Origin of the sequence: Gilliamella sp. Pas-s25 (assembly GCF_009795885.1) — a bacterium.
Classification (GTDB): domain Bacteria; phylum Pseudomonadota; class Gammaproteobacteria; order Enterobacterales; family Orbaceae; genus Gilliamella.
In genome coordinates, this window is the sequence record NZ_WTEV01000015.1 from 45642 (window position 1) to 63889 (window position 18248).

Below are 18248 nucleotides of genomic sequence, written 5' to 3' on the forward strand. Positions count from 1 at the left end.
GATATATCGATAGCTTTTCGGTATATCAAAATTAATAAGGACGAAAAATGAGTCATTTAAAACTGACAACTAATGATATTTCAATCATAAGCGGAGCTCACTCTAAGCAAGCAGCCATTCAGTCAATATCAGAAGCGATGATCAAAGCTGGTTTAGTTAAAGATGATTATACCCAAGCTATGTTTGACCGCGATGCGCAAATCTCAACCTTTTTAGGTAATGGCATCGCCATTCCGCATGGTACTACAGACAAACGTGATAGTGTCATTAAAACAGGGCTAAAAATAAATTATTATCCTGAAGGAATTTATTGGGATGAAGATAACAATATTGCTTATGTTATCATTGGTATAGCAGCAAAAAGCAATGAACATCTAGATATTTTACGGCAATTAACGCGTGCTGTAATTGCGGAAGATACGCTTGAGCGTATTAAAGCAATTAATACCACTGAAGATTTATTAAAAATATTACAAGGTGGTTAATATCAATCATCCCATGATGAGATTGTATTCTCATTCATGGGATTGATTTTTTTATGTTATTTAATACTAGTTGATATCAACTGTTAAGCTTAATCTTTGAATTAACTATAAAATTATTTTTAAGATTCGAAATATTTGAACCTATTATCGATAATGCTCTTATTATTATCTATTTCCAATAATACTAAATTCTTTTCAAAGCTAAGACTAAAGACAATAAATTGTTCATTGATGTTAGAATAATAACGTTTATCATCTTCTTGATATGATGTTTAAATATCTAGCTACGATTCAAGGTATCAGTTAAAAACAAACAGACGTCCTAATTTAAAATCAAAACCTAGATTTGTAGTTTTATAATGAATCCCATTTTAGCTTTTGACTATATCGTTTAATTGGTGATTTTTTTGTTAATAGAATTATATCCGTTTTAAAATAACCCGCAGATCTTCGCCCACCATAACAACCGATTCAAATCGAAAATTTGGCGCCATTGACAGATTCTGTAAGTTAGGCAATATGCACATATCTTTTGCATTATGACCAAGTAATTTAGGCGCGTAATAGATAATCAATTCATCAACTAAGTTTTGTTCTATTAGAGCACCAGCTAGCTGAGCACCCGCTTCAACCCAGACAGAATTAATACCTTTTTGAGCTAAAATTGTCATTAAATGCACTAAATCAATATTATTGTTTGGTGAGGATTCAACTATTAATTGGCTGTTAGGCTTATTGATGGAAATAGCTTGCTTCCGCACTACCCATATTTCGCCTAATTGCTTAAAAAGATTCTCATCACCGGTTAATTTATTTTGGCCATCAATAATGACCCGAATGGGCTGCCGAATTTTTTCGGCGCAATAAACCTGTTTTATGTTATCAGGTAATTCGGCATGTCTCACTGTTAAACTCGCATTATCGGTTTGTACCGTCATACGGGTACTTAAAATACAACTTGCCTGTGCCCTAAATTTTTGTACATCTTGCCTTGCCGTGCTTGATGTGATCCACTTGCTTTCACCCGATGCCATTGCCACTTTACCATCAAGAGAAGTAGCAAGTTTAAGTTGTACATATGGCAATCCAGTTCGCATTCGTTTTAAAAAGCCTTGATTGAGAGTTTCAGCCTGCCTATCTAATACCCCAACAACCACCTCAATTCCCGCATCACGCAATCGTTTTATACCATTGCCCGAAACATTTGGATTAGGATCTTGCATGGCAATAACAACACGCTTAATTTGCGATTTGATTAAAGCATCAGCACAAGGTGGCGTTCGACCAAAATGGCTACAGGGTTCTAGTGTTACGTATGCTGTTGCATCTTTAGCATTATTCCCCGCCATTTGTAGTGCATAAACTTCGGCATGTGGGAGCCCTGCTTTTTGATGATAGCCTTTACCAATGATTTGATTGTCTTTCACAATCACACAACCAACATTAGGATTAGGTGATGTGGTAAAACGACCAAGCTTAGCTAGCTCAATCGCTTGTTGCATATAAAAATAATCATTGTCGTTTATCATCGTCATCTGGGGTATTATTTCTGTTGTAACTTGGCAATTTCATTACTAAATTGTTCGATATCATCAAAACTAAAATAGACCGAAGCAAAACGAATATAAGCAATTTTATCTAAGTTTTTGAGTTCTTCAATCACATAGTTACCAATTAATTTTGCTGGAACTTCACGTTCACCAGTTGCTCTAATTTTAGATTTTATACGTGTAATGGCATCTTCAATAGCATCAAAACTCACTGGGCGTTTTTCAAGTGCCCTTTGGATGCCATTACGTAATTTATCCTCATTAAATGGTTCACGAACTTTATTGCTTTTAATGACATTAGGCATAATTAATTCAGCAATTTCAAATGTGGTAAAACGTTCATTGCACTCGACACACTGGCGGCGGCGGCGAACTTGATATCCTTCACCGACAAGACGTGAATCAATCACCTTTGTATCATCTGCATTACAAAACGGACAGTACATAACAATATCCTTATAATGACATAATTAAGCTTACAATAGCTGAAAATTTTAATTTAAACAAGGTTGATTAGTATCTTCTATCTTTAGATCGGCTAGTATAAGTAAATTTAAGCGTTGAACATAAAGATGATGACAGTGAGGATAAAATTGGCTATTCAATGAAATAAACAAATATGGAGCACTATCATTAAGTAAAAAATGCCGTCGCCTATTGGGCAACGGCACAATATTTACCAATCTAAGTTAATTAAAAAATCACGTAATTTGGCAAAATCATCAGGCATATTATGGGAAAGTAATGTCATATCTGCTCGTTCCGCTAGCGCTTTTGGTAGTGGAATTGACTTGCCAAGAATATCTTCAACTACTTCTTTAAATTTAGCTGGATGGGCCGTACCTAAGAATAGACCATATTCACCATCTTGCAGTTGATCACGTAATGCACGGTAGGCAATTGCACCATGGGGCTCTGACAAATAATTTTTTTCATTAAGTTCGCGAACGGTCTGTTTAGCAACTTCATCAGACACAGCAGCATGACCAAGTGATTTAAGTGCCCAACCTGCTCTTTTATAAATTTCCTCAATTCGAGGCCAATTATTAGGTTGGCTAACATCCATTGCATTAGATAGCGTTGCAACTGTTGCGTGAGGTTCCCATTTCCCAGTTTCTAAATATCTTGGTACGGTATCATTCGCATTTGTTGCAGCAATAAACCGTTTAATTGGTAAGCCCATTGTTTTTGCTAGTAAACCAGCAGTCAAATCACCAAAATTACCGCTTGGTACTGAAATCACAAGTTGTTCACGTTGCTTAGGCGTTAGTTGTGCGTAAGCTTCAAAGTAATAACAAATTTGTGCTAGTAATCGACTAATATTGATAGAATTAGCAGAATTCAAACCAATGTTAATTTTTAATTCTTCATCATCAAATGCCTTTTTAACTAATGCTTGGCAAGCGTCAAAGTCGCTTTGAATCGCAATTGTATGGATGTTATCACCAAGTGTACAAAAAAGTTTTTCTTGTAATGGGCTAATTTTTCCCTCAGGATATAAAATTACGACCCGAATATTAGGTAAATGATAAAATGCATGGGCGACAGCAGCTCCAGTATCACCAGATGTAGCGGTTAAAATAGTAATTTTTTTATCTGCAGCAACTTGCACTAATGCTTGCGCCATAAAACGTCCACCAAAATCTTTAAATGCGAGCGTTGGTCCGTGATAGAGTTCTAGGGAGCCAATATCTGCTTCTACTGATTTTACAGGTGCAGGAAATTGGAACGCATTTTTAACAAGCCTGTGCATATCATCAAAGCTGATCTCATCGCCAATAAAAGCGGATAAGATTTTAGCACTACGAGTGACAAAATCGAGTTTTAATAATGATTCAATTTCGTTTATAGAAAACTTAGGTAGCTCTTGAGGGAAGAATAAACCTTGCCCTTTTCCTAATCCTTGTTGTACCGCATCAGCAAAACTAACTTGCTGGTAATGATCTTTTAAGTTATACAATTTCATAATATATTCCAGTTATCTTTATGCTTTAATTTTGTGCTCTTTCTGATGTCAACTTAATTAGTGAAAAGTTGGCGTCTTCTTAGGTTTAATCCAATTTTTTATAATCAATAAACTTAGATCACTCTTGCACCTTGGCTATCTATTTTACAAATATGGGTAAAACCTTCATCATTTTGTAAATAACAATGTTTAAGCAGTAATTCAATTTGCTGAGCAGTTTCAAGTTTATCGGCAATCACAAATATTGTTGGACCAGAACCAGAAATACCCGATGCCAACGCACCAAGTTGTTTAACCCGTTTTTGTGTTTCATCAAAGTGAGGCAATAGCTGTTTGCGATACGGCTCAGCAATATTATCAAAAAGCATTGTCGCAGCTAGCTTAGATTGCTTGGTATAACAAGCATGCAAGAACCCGCCAACATAGCGCCCATGCGCTACACAATCAGCTTTTTGATACTGGGCAGGTAATATTGCGCGCGCATCAGCGGTTGAAACCTTAATGCCTGGATATGCCATAACCCAGTACCAATCTTCAAAATGAGGTATCGATTCACTAATGATGCCCATTTCATCAAGGATAAGTTGCATTCCGCCCAAATAGCAGGGCGCCACATTATCATAATGCACACTACCGGAAATCCGCCCTTCAAGTTCCCCCATCATTGAAAGCATTTCAAACTCATTAAATGGTTTATCAAAAAACTCATTTAAGGCAACAAACGCCCCAACCACAGAGCAAGCACTTGATCCTAGTCCCGAGCCAATTGGCATATTTTTTTCAAGCGTCATACTAACCGGTAACGTTCTACCCATTGCTTGGCAGAAGCGTTGCCAACATTGAAATACAATATTATATTTGGGATCGCGTGGTAGTTTTTTAACAAATTGTCCTTTGCTAGTAAGAGAAAATTCCTTCGCAGATTCAACGGTAATACAGTCCCCCAGCATCGCACCACTAATAGGGCTAATTGCTGCACCTAATATATCAAAGCCAACACTAATATTGGCCATTGATGCTGGAGCATAAACAGTTAAAGATTTATGATTCATTTAACCTCCAATTTTGCCTGATGTTGTCCGTAAAATATCAGCAAAAACTCCTGCTGCTGTGACATCATTCCCTGCCCCATAACCACGTAAGACCAAAGGAATTGGTTGATAATAACGTGTATAAAATGCTAAGGCATTTTCGCCATTTTTGACTTTATAAAGCGGATCTTCACTATCAACAGCTTCAATTCTAACACTGCATTGATTGTTTTCTATGCTACCAACATAACGTAATACTTTGCCTTCTTTTGCCGCTTGTTCTGATTTTGCTTTAAACTCTAAATCTAATTGCGGTAATTTAGCCATAAACTCATCAATACTACCTTGTGCATATTGATCAGGTAAAACTGATTCAACTTCGATTTGATCAAGCTCTAATTGTAATCCTGCTTCTCGAGCTAAAATTAATAGCTTTCTAGCGACATCTGTACCCGATAAATCATCACGAGGATCAGGTTCAGTAAAGCCTTTTTCTTTTGCCAATTTAGTAGCTTCAGACAATGACATTCCCTCATCAAGTTTTCCAAAAATAAAAGAGAGCGAACCTGATAATATGCCAGAGAATTTAATTAGCTCATCCCCAGCATTAAGTAGATTTTGTAAATTTTCAATAACGGGTAAGCCAGCTCCAACATTGGTGTCGTACTGAAATTTACGTTTACTTTTTTCGGCTTCTTGACGTAAACGTAAATAATAAGCCATTGAACTTGTATTTGCTTTTTTATTTGGCGTGACAACATGAAAACCATTGGCTAAAAAGTCTGCATATTTATCAGATACTTCACTACTAGAAGTGCAGTCCACTAAAATTGGATTGAGTAACCGATTATTTTTTGAAAACTCAATAATACTATCTAATGTGTAGTCATTTTCACTGTGTTTGATTTGCTCTCGCCAATTAGTAAGATCAATACCATCGCGATTAAGCACGCTATGTTTAGAATTAAATAGCCCACAAACATGCAAATCAACTTGTTTATTTTTTAGCCATTTCTGTTGGCGTCCGATTTGATCAATTAATGCGCCTCCAACACCACCAACACCAATCACAAACACATCAAGCATTTTATCAGTACCAAATAACATCTGATGTGCAACACGTACGCCCATCACGGCAACATCATTATCAACCACAACTGAAATAGATCTTTCAGATGAACCTTGTGCAATCGCGACGATATTAATATTGGCTCTAGCAAGCGCTGTAAAAAAGTTAGCCGATAAGCCTCGCAATGTCCGCATACCATCACCGACAACAGAGATAATTGCCTGTTTTTCGATTATCTCAATTGGTTCAAGTAACCCATCTTTTAACTCTAAAAAAAACTCATCACTTAATGCTTCTTCAGCGCGATACAGTTCAGTTTGAGGTACACAAAAGCTAATACTGTATTCGGATGATGATTGTGTAATAAGTACAACTGAAATACCTGCATAAGACATTGCAGAAAAAACTCGGGCCGACATGCCAACCATGCCTTTTAATCCAGGACCTGAGACATTGATCATTGCCATGTTATTTAAATTAGTGATACCTTTTACAGGTGTTGTTGAATCAACCACATTAGCACCAATAAGTGTTCCTGGTGCATCAGGGTTATTCGTATTTTTAATTAAACAAGGGATCTGAAACTGTGCAATAGGTAAAATAGTTCTAGGATGAAGTACTTTTGCACCAAAATATGAAAGCTCCATGGCTTCTTGATAAGACATCGTTGTAAGCAGTTTAGCATCTGGAACAATACGGGGATCACAAGTATAAACACCATCAACATCTGTCCATATTTCACAGCTATTAGCGCGTAAGCATGCCGCTAGTACCGAAGCTGAATAGTCTGAACCGTTACGCCCAAGAACAACTAACTCGCCTTTCTCATTACCTGCTGTAAAGCCAGGCATTAAAATAATATGATCTTGTGGGATACGCATTTCACTAATTCGGTGTGAAGACTCTGCAATATCGACCGTCGATTCTAAATAGCTACCTTCGGCAACTAACATAGCGACTGGATTGATTACTGTAACTAAATGCCCCTTAGCCTTTAGTAGTTCTTCCATAATGGCAATAGAAAGTTTTTCACCACGGCAGATAATTGATGCATTAATGCTATCAGGGCATTGACCTAATAAACCAATCCCCTCAAGCAATTGCTTAATATTATTTAATTCATCAAGCACAAAACGCTTCATCTGTTCATAAGCAAAATTAGATTGTGCTTTTGCAATGCCTTCTAATAAATCAGCAAAGATTTTTTCAGCATCATAGATATTATTTTGTATATCTTGCCCTGCAACCGTTTTTTCTACCATTGCAACTAAATGATTGGTAATTTTAGCCGGTGCTGATAAAACGGCTGCGTTTTGCTCTTGCTTAGCATTATTTTCAATAATCTCTGCAACGCGTAAAAAACGTTCTGCGTTAGCGACAGACGTTCCTCCAAATTTTAAAACTTTCATATCACACCTTTACTTATTTTTCTAATTTATGCCCATTAAAACCCAAAATACCTTTTGCCAAAAAACCAGCAATTTAAAGAACATTACTATAAATATCAAAATGTTAAAATTTTATCTTTTATTTATTTTTATTCTTTTTGAACATACTTTTTATATAAACTAAAAACCCGCCTTTTTTGGCGGGTTTTTATATTTTTTAAGGAAAAATCAACCCGCCCTATATTGAATAATAGTGCCTAAGGTGCCAATAATGTTTGAAATAGTCGTTATCATTTTCATCACTTTCCTAACTCAATTAATACTTTAAACTCTAAAAACAAAACAGCCCGACATTTTCATGTCAGGCTGTAATTTTAAAAAACTTTTTTGCTGTTTTCGTACTCATTAACAACTTTATTCAAGGCTTGGTAGATACTTTCAGTATCTTGTTTTTTTAACGCTTCATCAAGAATATTGAGGTACGATAACATTAAATTTTGATTGTCTTCTGCAAACGTTGGCGATATTTCCTGATCTTCATATAGCATGACATAAGTACGCGCAAATCCAAAGATCAAAAAATAAACCGCTGCATTTTTTGAATCTTTTTGAATCAATGTCCGCATAGCATTGCGCAGTTTCACATAGCTATCTGTGCCAGGTAAGCTTGTTGAAAATGTTTTAATCACTTCAGTAAATGTCATTACCATTAACCTCAATCGAAATTACAAGGGAAAAGAATAGCAATCCAAAGAAAGAAGTGCAAGTCTATTTTGTTTTTCATATCTATTTTTTAAAATTAAAGAATATCGGTATTTATAATTTAATCCCGATGCCATTTGATTATTCATTTTCTTTGTAAACCGCTAATCCAGCTTGAGCTTGTGCAACAGGCATGATCTCAAGTGAATTGACATTAAAATGTGTTGGTGTATTAACTAGCCATGAGACAGTATTGGCAATATCGTCTGGGGTTATATAATCAATACCCTTGTATACGGCAGCTGCTTGTTCATTATTTCCATGAAATCTAACATTAGAAAATTCAGTACCTCCACATAATCCAGGTTCGATATTAGTCACTCTAATGTTTGTTCCTAAAAGATCGGTACGCAAATTAGCACTAAATTGTTTAACAAATGCTTTAGACGCACCGTATACATTTCCCCCTTTGTAAGCATAAGTACCAGCTACAGAACCAAGGTTAATGATATAACCAAAATTGCGCTCAACCATACTAGGCAAAAGCTGATGGGTCAAGTGGATTAATCCAATTATGTTAGTTTGGATCATTGTTTCCCAATCATTATAATCCGCTTGATAAGCAGGCTCTAACCCCAAAGCTAATCCAGCATTGTTAATTAAAATATCGACAGGTTGGAATTCTGTAGGTAGCTGCAACAATATTGACTCTACTGCATCTTTTTTTGTGACATCCAAAGTTAAAAAAATAAAGTTTCTTCCCAATTCATCGGCTAGCTTTTGTAATTTTTCTGCACGCCTAGCGACACCGACCACTTTATAGCCATCTGCAATTAGCTTACGACAAATAGCTTGCCCAAATCCAGAAGATGCACCAGTAACTAAAGCGATATTCATATTAAATCCCCTTATTGACTATATAATAATTTTAGTATATTTCCATAAATTTAATAGGCACAAACAAGAAAGTAGTAAATAAAAATAGACTGAAACACATACTTTTCTGAAAGTTTTTTACAAATTTATTTATGAAATTACTAATAAAAAACCCGCTAATTAAGCGGGTTGATATTTAACACTTCATTTAACGGGTTCTTCCATTGGCTCTTCATCTTTTAATGGAACAATCAAAGTATCAATATGGGTATTATTGATAAGTTGACGAGCAGAAGACATTAATTTACTCCAGAAATCCTGATGATGCCCACACACCACCAGATCAATGTTATATTCGTGAATAGCTTCAATTAATACTTGGTCAAATTCCCCATTGCCTGAAAGAGTATGGGCAATAGGATAGCCTGCATCATCCGCTAATTTATTTAATGCAAGATGTGCATCTTCAGTGATACGATCTTTCATATCATTCATATTGATATCAACTAACCCCGTGTAAAGATCTGAATAGTTAATACCAACATGAATCAATGATATTTGAGCATTATATGGCCTAGCCATTGAAACAGCTTTTTCGACTAGAACTTCACTTTCAGGTGATAAATCTACAGCGACTAATATATGTTTATAAGCCATGATACTTTACTCCTTCCTATTTTTAACGCTCAAGTAAATTGAAAATCAGTACTCTACTTTTACTACTAAATCAATTTTTGAGCAAGCCAAAAAAGTGATCCAGATAACAAAATCGAAATTGGAAGTGTTAAAATCCATGTTAATGCAATACTTTTAATGGTTTTACTTTGCACCCCCCCACCATCAACAATCATCGTCCCCGCAACCGATGAAGAAAGAACTTGAGTTGTTGATACTGGCATGCCAGTGTAACTTGCAATCCCTATTGATAAAGCTGTTGTGATTTGTGCCGATACACCTTGTGCGTAAGTCATGCCTTTTTTGCCAATCTTTTCACCGATAGTAATAGCCACACGACGCCAACCAATCATCGTCCCTACTGCTAATGCTGAGGCAACCGCAACAATAATCCAAATTGGGGCATACTCTACCGTCTTAAGTAAATCATTTTTTAAAGATTTAAGATATTGTTTATCTTCTGATGATACATTCGGTTGTTTAGCAACATGAGATACTGTATCAGATAGACATAACAATATACGTCTAGTTTGAGATCGTTGTTCAACAGTCAGTGAGTCGTAATCATTTATTTTGTTAAATAAATGATTAGCAATATCTAATGTGATAAATGACCGAGAATAATCACAATGATATTTATTCAAATCGCCTTCTGGAATACTGGTGTCTAACGCAGGTTGAGTACCAATTATCGTATTTAAATCATTGTTATGAGTAACAAAGTACTCTTGAATATTGTGAATCGCATTGCGCGTATTTGCAATATCATAGGTAGAGGCACTCATGTTAACAATAAAGCCAGCTGGCGCAATGCCCATTAATACTAACATCAATAAGCCGATACCTTTTTGACCATCATTAGCACCATGCGAAAAACTCACACCAGCAGCTGAAATTATAAGCATAATGCGGATCCAAAAAGGAGGCTTTTTTTTGCCATAGAGCTTTTCACGTTGTTCTGGTGTCATGAAAATACGTTCTCGTTTTTTACTACTTTTTTTACTTTGACTTTTACGAGTCCAATATTTCCGCAGTAAAAAGATCATCAAGCCAGCAACCACAAGACCAACAACAGGGGAAACAATTAATGATAAAAAGATATGAATCATCTTAGGAATATTAAGGGCATCTATTATTGATGTATCCATAATAAATGCATTAGTAAGTGCCACACCAATAATTGAACCAATTAGGGTATGTGAGCTTGACGCTGGAATACCAAGATACCATGTTCCAAGATTCCAAATAATAGCTGCAAATAAAATAGAAAAGACCATAGCAAGCCCATGTGATGAACTTACATTAAGTAATAAATCTGTAGGTAGTAGATGAACTATGGCATAAGCCACACTAAGACCACCAAGCAAAACCCCAAAAAAGTTAAACATACCAGCCATAAAAACAGCAAGTTGTTCTTTTAAGGCTCTTGTATAAATAACTGTTGCAACAGCATTAGCTGTGTCATGAAATCCATTAATTGCTTCATAAAAGAGAACAAAAAACAGCGCCAAAACCAATAGCATAATGGTCGAAAATTCTAATTCAGCAAATAGATGTAACATAACATATCTCTCTGTTGTTAATAGCGCGCCTATTATCCTTGAGAATAGTGTAATGAGCAAAACAATTTTTAAATTTTTCGTTTTGCATAATGCGCAGCTAAAATAGCGCAAATCATTAATTGAACTTGATGAAAAATCATTAAGGGTAAAATCATTATTCCTATTATCGACATAGGAAAGATAATACTTGCCATAGGAATACCACTGGCTAAGCTTTTTTTGGAACCACAAAACACAATAGTGATTTCATCTTCTTTATTAAAACCCAGTAGTCTTGCACCATAAGTTGTTATAAATAAAACAATAGTTAACAACACTATTGAATAAAAGATAATTGCTAGAAGTGATAACAAGCTAATTTGAGACCAAATGCCATTAGCAACGGCATCACTAAAGGCTACATATACAACTAATAGAATAGAGAATCGATCGGTTTTAGAAATGGCACTTTTATATTTATCTACCCATTTGCCAATAAAGCGTCTTGATAAGTGACCAAGTACAAATGGTAACATAAGTTTTAACATGATAGAAGTGATAGCATCTAGCATATTCATAGAATTTGAAGCTTGAGTATGCATCAATAAACTCACTAAAACAGGGGAAATAAATACTCCCAATAAAGTTGATGCTGAAGCACTACAAATTGCAGCAGCCACATTGCCTTTTGCTATTGAGGTAAACGCGATAGCAGATTGAACGGTTGCCGGTAATACACAAAGATAAACAAAACCCAAATAAAGATTTTGTGATAAGAAAGTGGGAACTAAAACTTGCATCATCACCCCAAGGATCGGGAAGATAACAAAAGTAGTCATAAAAATAACTAAATGCAATCGCCAATTTTTTATACCAATGACAATTGCTTGAAAAGAGAGCTTGGCGCCATGCATAAAAAAGAGTAAGCCAATAGCAAAGGTTGTGAGGTTTTCAAAAAAAACTTTGGTTTGCCCCTCACATGGGAAAAAACTTGCTGTAATAACAACGCAAATTAGCGTTAATAAGAATGGATCAAGTTTAAAACGTTGGAGTATATTCATAGCTTTTAGCTTAATTAGTTAAAAAAATCGCCACAATTGTGGCGATCTAAATAGAAAATAAAATTTATTCTAAGAAACTACGAAGCACATCGGATCGACTTGGATGGCGTAACTTACGCAAGGCTTTAGCTTCAATTTGACGAATACGTTCACGTGTGACATCAAATTGTTTACCGACCTCTTCTAGCGTATGATCTGTATTCATATCAATACCAAATCGCATACGTAACACTTTGGCTTCCCTTGGCGTTAAACCAGATAAGATATCACGCGTTGCACTACGCAAGCTTTCAGACGTAGCTGCATCTAACGGTTGCTCAAGAGCGGTATCTTCAATAAAGTCACCTAAATGGGAATCTTCATCATCTCCAACAGGTGTTTCCATTGAAATAGGTTCTTTAGCAATCTTCAGCACCTTACGAATTTTGTCTTCTGGCATTTGCATGCGCTCTGACAACTCTTCAGGCGTTGGTTCACGACCAATCTCTTGTAACATCTGACGTGAAATACGGTTTAGTTTATTGATTGTTTCAATCATATGCACTGGAATACGGATTGTTCTTGCTTGATCGGCAATAGAACGAGTAATAGCTTGCCTTATCCACCAAGTTGCATAGGTTGAAAATTTATAACCCCGGCGATATTCAAACTTATCAACCGCTTTCATCAAACCTATATTACCTTCTTGGATAAGATCTAAGAATTGTAATCCACGGTTAGTATATTTCTTCGCAATAGAGATAACAAGGCGTAAGTTAGCTTCAACCATTTCTTTCTTAGCACGACGAGCTTTAGCTTCACCAATAGACATGCGTCGATTAATATCTTTAATTTGCTCAATAGAAAGATTAGTTTCTGTTTCAATTTGCTGTAATAGATTGATCTGAACTTGAATAGGCTCTTCAAATTCTTTCAAACTTACAGCAAATGCACTTTTAGCAGTTAATGCCTTTTGATACCAGTTCATGTTATTTTCATTACCAGTAAAATGCGTCATAAACTGCTTTTTCGGCATTTTGCATTGTTCCACACAGATCTTCATAATGGCACGTTCATGAGTTCTAACGCGCTCCATCATGCTTCTCATATTATTAACAAGAATATCAAACTGCTTAGCAACTAAACGAAATTGTTTGAATATTTCTGATAGATTTTCAATTTCTTTTTGCGCTTTTTTATGAGCACGACCATATGTTTTAATAGCCTCTGAAGTTTTATCATGTTGCTCTTTTAATTCAGCAAATTTAGCTTTTGCCACTTCAGGATCGATAGAAACATCATCGTCAGTTGAAGCATCGCTTTCTTCGTCCTCATTATCATCATCGCTATCATCAATTTCAATTTCAGTTTCACTAACTTCTAAATCTTCAGGTAGTTCTTCCGCGATTTCTTCAGCATTCGGATCAACAAAACCTGTAATCAAATCAGATAAGCGAACTTGTCCACTTTCGATTAAATTATATTGCTCTAAAAGATAAGTAATGGCTTCTGGATATTCCGATACTGAAGTTTGAACCTGATTAATACCATCTTCAATACGCTTAGCAATATCGATTTCGCCTTCACGCGTTAACAGTTCAACTGCCCCCATTTCACGCATATACATACGAACGGGATCAGTTGTTCTACCAATTTCTGACTCAACATTAGATAACACTAATGCTGTTGCTGCTTCAACGGCCTCTTCATCAGGGACATTATCTGAAAGTAATAACTCATCAGAATCTGGGGCTTCTTCAAGAACTTGAATCCCCATATCATTAATCATTTGGATAATATCTTCAATCTGATCTGAATCAATAATCTCTTCAGGCAAGTGATCGTTGACATCAGCATAGGTCAGGTATCCTAGCTCCTTACCTCGAATGATTAGGAGTTTTAGCTGTGATTGAGAATTTTGCTCCATAAAAGGTATCCACTTTAGTTATTTGGTCATCTATATTATATATGTAGAATAATATCTGAAATCTACATGTACCCTATATATTTAGTCTTTTTTTGATAAAACAAGTATTAAAGTCGCCAATTCTTTTTTCTCTACGGTACTTAAACCGGAGACTCTCTCTTTTGCGATTAGTTCATCTTGCCTTTGGGCGAGTATGTTATCATACAACTCTTTTAAAGTATGTGAAAAAGTTGAATCTATTTCATCATCTTGATAATGACACTCCCAGGTTGATAAACGATTTAATTGTTTATAAAACGGTCTATCTATACACTCTGTTAATATTTGTGCTGTGGTTATATTGGGATAACGTTGACATAATTCAAGTAATTCAATGAAGATGTCTATACCTGCCATTTTAACTTGGCGAATCACATTAATATCAGAAACTTGCTCAGCAAGATTAGGATATTGAAGTAATAATCCAATTAAAACACGCATAGTGGTTAATTTCATTTGCGATACAGGGGCTTTTTCTTTCGCCTTTTCATCACCTTTAGATCGATTATCATTCATTAATTGCTCTAGATGAGAGACATCAAGCAAACCTAAATAATTGCCAAGTTTTTGTAATAAATTTAATCTGAAAGCTTTTGCCTTAATTTGATCAAGTAGCGGTAATGCTAGCGAGCTCAGTTTTGCTTTTCCTTCAGCAGTTTTTAAATCAACCTGTTTCAAAAGTTCATCAAATAAAAACTTTGATAAATTTGAGGCTTCATTTAAATATTTTTCAAAACCCGCTTTACCAACTTTACGAACAAAACTATCCGGATCTTCATCTTGAGGTAAAAAAGCAAAGGTAATTTTCTTACCATCAATTAAGCAAGGCAATAACACATTAAGAGCTCGCCAAGCGGCACTTCGCCCAGCGTTATCGCCGTCATAACAAAATATTACCGAATCTGTTGCTCTAAATAATAACTTAATATGTTCTTCTGACGTTGCCGTGCCTAAAGCAGCAACTGCATAATCAATACCATATTGAGCAAGCGAAACCACATCCATATAACCTTCAACCACAATAAGCTGTTGAGGATTACGATTAACTTCTTGTGTTTCATAAAGTCCATAAAGCTGAAAACCTTTATGGAAAATTGGGGTTTCCGGTGAATTAATATATTTTGCAGAGTCATTAATGATAGTTCGTCCACCAAATGCTATCACGTTTCCTTGCCTATCACGGATAGGAAACATAATTCGTGCCCGAAAGCGGTCATATCGATTACCACTATCATTGGTTACAAGCATGCCTGCTTGTTCATAAAGCTTTGCTTCAGCTTTCGTTTTAACGATGTTTTGTGAAGTTAACCGCCAATCATTAGGGGCAAAACCAATTTTATACCTAGCGATAATTTCAGCATTAAGCCCTCGATTCTCAAGATATTTTTGTGCATCGATAGATGTTGGCAATGCTAATTGCTGCTGGTAGAAATCCGTAACTTTAGCCATCAAGGTATACAAATCACGGCGTACATTTCGAGATTCAATATGTTTGGATTGATCTATTTGATTGTTATCACTATCAATATAAGGTACTCGAATGCCCTGCATACTAGCCAATTCTTCGATAGCTTCAGGAAAAGACAACCGTTCATATTGCATTAAAAAATTAACAACTGATCCCGATGCACCACATCCAAAACAGTAATAGATCTGCTTTTTCTCATTAAGCGAAAAAGAGGCTGTTTTTTCATCATGGAAAGGGCAGCAACCAAAATAGTTATTCCCCTTTTTTTTCATTTTAACGCGCTTACTAATCACATCAAGAATGCTAGTTCGAGCAATGAGATCTAAAATGAAATCGCGGGGGATAAGACCTTTCATGATAAATTTTCAACCAATTTAGGTGTTATAGAAAGACAACAAGCCGTATCAAAAATACGGCTTGTTAGAATTCTTTATATTAAAAAGATAACAAATTGATTTTAATATCAATTCAATTTTTCAGTATAAATAATCTTAAAAATAATTAATATAGACGAGTGCGACGAGCGTTTTCTCTTTCTAATTTTTTAGCATGGCGTTTAACAGCTGCCGCTTTAGCTCGTTTACGAATAGTCGTTGGTTTTTCGTAAAATTCACGGTTACGAACTTCAGCTAAAATTCCTGCTTTTTCACAAGAACGTTTGAAACGACGTAATGCTACATCGAAAGGTTCATTTTCACGTACTTTAATTACTGGCATGTGCCTCTCACCTCAAATTTGTTTAATATCACAAGGGACTAAAATTTAGTGCGCAATTTTACCTCTAATCAATACATGTTGTAAAGTAAAAATTAGTATTATTGTAAGAGCGCAAATTAATTTGCTAAACAACATATAGCATCGGATAATAAATCAAATCTTATTAAGAATAAACAGGAGTTTTTCATGCCATCATTTACTGGTCAATATCCAACTCGCCGCTTACGTCGTAATCGTGCCCATGACTTTAGTCGTCGAATGGTTGCAGAACATAGCTTGACGGTCAATGACCTCATTTATCCAGTTTTTATTATTGACGGAAATAATGTTACTGAACCTATTACCTCAATGCCAAATGTAAACCGAATGAGTATTGATATATTACTAAACGAAGCAGAACAAGTTGCTAAATTAGGGATCCCTGTTCTTTCATTATTTCCTGCTATTGAACCTGCAAAAAAATCGCTACTTGCACAAGAGGCATATAACGAAAATGGTTTAGTACCGAAAGCTGTTCGCGCATTAAAAAAAGAATTTCCAGAGCTAGGTATACTCACTGATGTCGCACTTGACCCTTATACTACCCATGGGCAAGATGGTATTATTGACGAACAAGGATATGTGCAAAATGATATCTCTGTTGAAACACTAGTCAAACAAGCTTTAATGCAAGCAGATGCAGGGGTAGATATTATTGCACCAAGCGATATGATGGATGGACGAATCGGTGCAATACGTAATGAACTAGAAAAACACGGCTTTTTTAACACCCAAATTATGGCTTATTCAGCCAAATATGCATCAAGCTTTTACGGTCCTTTCCGCGATGCTGTTGGCTCTGCTAAAAATATTAAAGGAGGCAATAAAAAAACCTACCAACTCGATCCAGCTAACAGTGATGAAGCATTACAAGAAATTTATCAAGATTTAAGCGAAGGTGCGGATATGGTCATGGTTAAACCAGGTATGCCTTACCTTGATATCGTGCAAAGAGTCAAAGAAACCTTTGCTGTGCCAACTTTTGCCTATCAAGTTTCTGGCGAGTATGCCATGTTAACAGCAGCAATTGAAAATGGGTGGTTAGATGAAAAATCAGCGGTAATGGAGTCTTTGCTTTGCTTTAAACGCGCTGGTGCCGATGGTGTATTAACTTATTTTGCCAAACAAGTTGCTGAATGGCTACATCAACAAAAATAATATTTATTCAAATAAATAATAATTACGCTCTCCATATTTGGATGGCGTATTTATTCCGATAACGGACGTGAAAATCAAGGCACAGGCGAGCACCTATTTGTTAAAACGTGTAATAACCATTATATCAATCAAAAAGTTACAAAACCTGCCTGCCCGCAAACGAAGGGGAAATCGGAAAGAATGATACGAGCTTTAATATGGAAATATGGCATAATCAGCAAATATTTAAAGATTCAAAAGATAAGCAACAAAAACTTAATCGATTTATTAATTTTATAATACAGTTAAACCATATAAAGCGATTTCAGGGATAATGCCTTATGAGTTTCTAGAGGATTATTTTAATCATGAAGTGTAAACAACGCGACTTTTCCTACAAAATATCTAACATATCGAAGCACATTATCAATCATACTATTTAATAACAAGACAACTTTATTCTTAGCTTGGACATCGATTATAAAAAATAAGTTATTACTTATCCTTGGTTAATAGGGCGTGTTGATCTTTCGTGATTATTTTTTAGACGGCATGATGTGAGTTATAATAATTCTGCAAAAAACAACCATAACTCGAT

General features: G+C 35.6%; 15 protein-coding genes. 2 read left to right on the forward strand and 13 right to left on the reverse strand.

Going from position 1 to position 18248, the window contains the following annotated elements; genetic code table 11:
- Positions 1-47: 47 nt before the first annotated feature.
- Positions 48-485: a PTS sugar transporter subunit IIA gene (locus tag GQ593_RS08110; RefSeq protein WP_160431585.1), complete on the forward strand. Its 438-nt coding sequence runs from the start codon at positions 48-50 to the stop codon at positions 483-485.
- 419 nt (positions 486-904) lie between these two features.
- Here GQ593_RS08110 and ribD read toward each other — a convergent pair whose 3' ends face one another.
- The 13 genes from ribD to rpsU all read right to left on the reverse strand — a co-directional run bounded on the left by ribD (position 905) and on the right by rpsU (position 16474).
- Entirely contained in the window at positions 905-2014 is a 1110-nt protein-coding gene (ribD, locus tag GQ593_RS08115; RefSeq protein WP_160431601.1) for a bifunctional diaminohydroxyphosphoribosylaminopyrimidine deaminase/5-amino-6-(5-phosphoribosylamino)uracil reductase RibD, read from the reverse strand.
- A 14-nt stretch (positions 2015-2028) separates the two neighbouring features.
- Positions 2029-2481 carry a transcriptional regulator NrdR gene (gene nrdR / locus GQ593_RS08120; RefSeq protein WP_160431586.1) on the reverse strand — a complete coding sequence of 151 codons (453 nt, stop codon included), beginning with the start codon at positions 2479-2481 and terminating at the stop codon, positions 2029-2031.
- Positions 2482-2711: 230 nt separating this feature from the next.
- Positions 2712-4001 carry a threonine synthase gene (gene thrC / locus GQ593_RS08125; RefSeq protein WP_160431587.1) on the reverse strand — a complete coding sequence of 430 codons (1290 nt, stop codon included), beginning with the start codon at positions 3999-4001 and terminating at the stop codon, positions 2712-2714.
- 113 nt (positions 4002-4114) lie between these two features.
- Positions 4115-5053, reverse strand: a complete 939-nt coding sequence (gene thrB, locus GQ593_RS08130) for a homoserine kinase (RefSeq protein ID WP_160431588.1) — start codon at positions 5051-5053, stop codon at positions 4115-4117.
- Positions 5054-7510, reverse strand: a complete 2457-nt coding sequence (gene thrA / locus GQ593_RS08135; RefSeq protein ID WP_160431589.1) for a bifunctional aspartate kinase/homoserine dehydrogenase I — start codon at positions 7508-7510, stop codon at positions 5054-5056. It abuts the gene before it with no gap.
- A gap of 353 nt (positions 7511-7863) precedes the next feature.
- On the reverse strand, positions 7864-8193 hold the full coding sequence (locus GQ593_RS08140) for a hypothetical protein (RefSeq protein ID WP_160431590.1): 330 nt from the start codon (positions 8191-8193) through the stop codon (positions 7864-7866).
- 139 nt (positions 8194-8332) lie between these two features.
- Positions 8333-9088, reverse strand: a complete 756-nt coding sequence (locus GQ593_RS08145; RefSeq protein ID WP_160431591.1) for an SDR family NAD(P)-dependent oxidoreductase — start codon at positions 9086-9088, stop codon at positions 8333-8335.
- A 183-nt stretch (positions 9089-9271) separates the two neighbouring features.
- Complete coding sequence (gene uspA / locus GQ593_RS08150) at positions 9272-9724, reverse strand: universal stress protein UspA (RefSeq protein ID WP_160431592.1); 453 nt, start codon at positions 9722-9724, stop codon at positions 9272-9274.
- 65 nt (positions 9725-9789) lie between these two features.
- Entirely contained in the window at positions 9790-11304 is a 1515-nt protein-coding gene (gene pitA, locus GQ593_RS08155; RefSeq protein ID WP_160431593.1) for an inorganic phosphate transporter PitA, read from the reverse strand.
- A 68-nt stretch (positions 11305-11372) separates the two neighbouring features.
- Positions 11373-12344 carry a bile acid:sodium symporter family protein gene (locus GQ593_RS08160; RefSeq protein WP_160431594.1) on the reverse strand — a complete coding sequence of 324 codons (972 nt, stop codon included), beginning with the start codon at positions 12342-12344 and terminating at the stop codon, positions 11373-11375.
- Positions 12345-12408: 64 nt separating this feature from the next.
- Positions 12409-14250, reverse strand: coding sequence for an RNA polymerase sigma factor RpoD (rpoD, locus tag GQ593_RS08165; RefSeq protein ID WP_160431595.1), 1842 nt, complete (start codon positions 14248-14250; stop codon positions 12409-12411).
- Between the two features lie 81 nt (positions 14251-14331).
- Complete coding sequence (gene dnaG / locus GQ593_RS08170; RefSeq protein WP_160431596.1) at positions 14332-16113, reverse strand: DNA primase; 1782 nt, start codon at positions 16111-16113, stop codon at positions 14332-14334.
- 145 nt (positions 16114-16258) lie between these two features.
- Positions 16259-16474: a 30S ribosomal protein S21 gene (rpsU, locus tag GQ593_RS08175; protein ID WP_024495180.1), complete on the reverse strand. Its 216-nt coding sequence runs from the start codon at positions 16472-16474 to the stop codon at positions 16259-16261.
- A 186-nt stretch (positions 16475-16660) separates the two neighbouring features.
- Between rpsU and hemB the strand changes: the two genes are divergently transcribed.
- Positions 16661-17671, forward strand: a complete 1011-nt coding sequence (hemB, locus tag GQ593_RS08180; protein ID WP_160431597.1) for a porphobilinogen synthase — start codon at positions 16661-16663, stop codon at positions 17669-17671.
- The last annotated feature ends 577 nt before the right edge of the window (positions 17672-18248 follow it).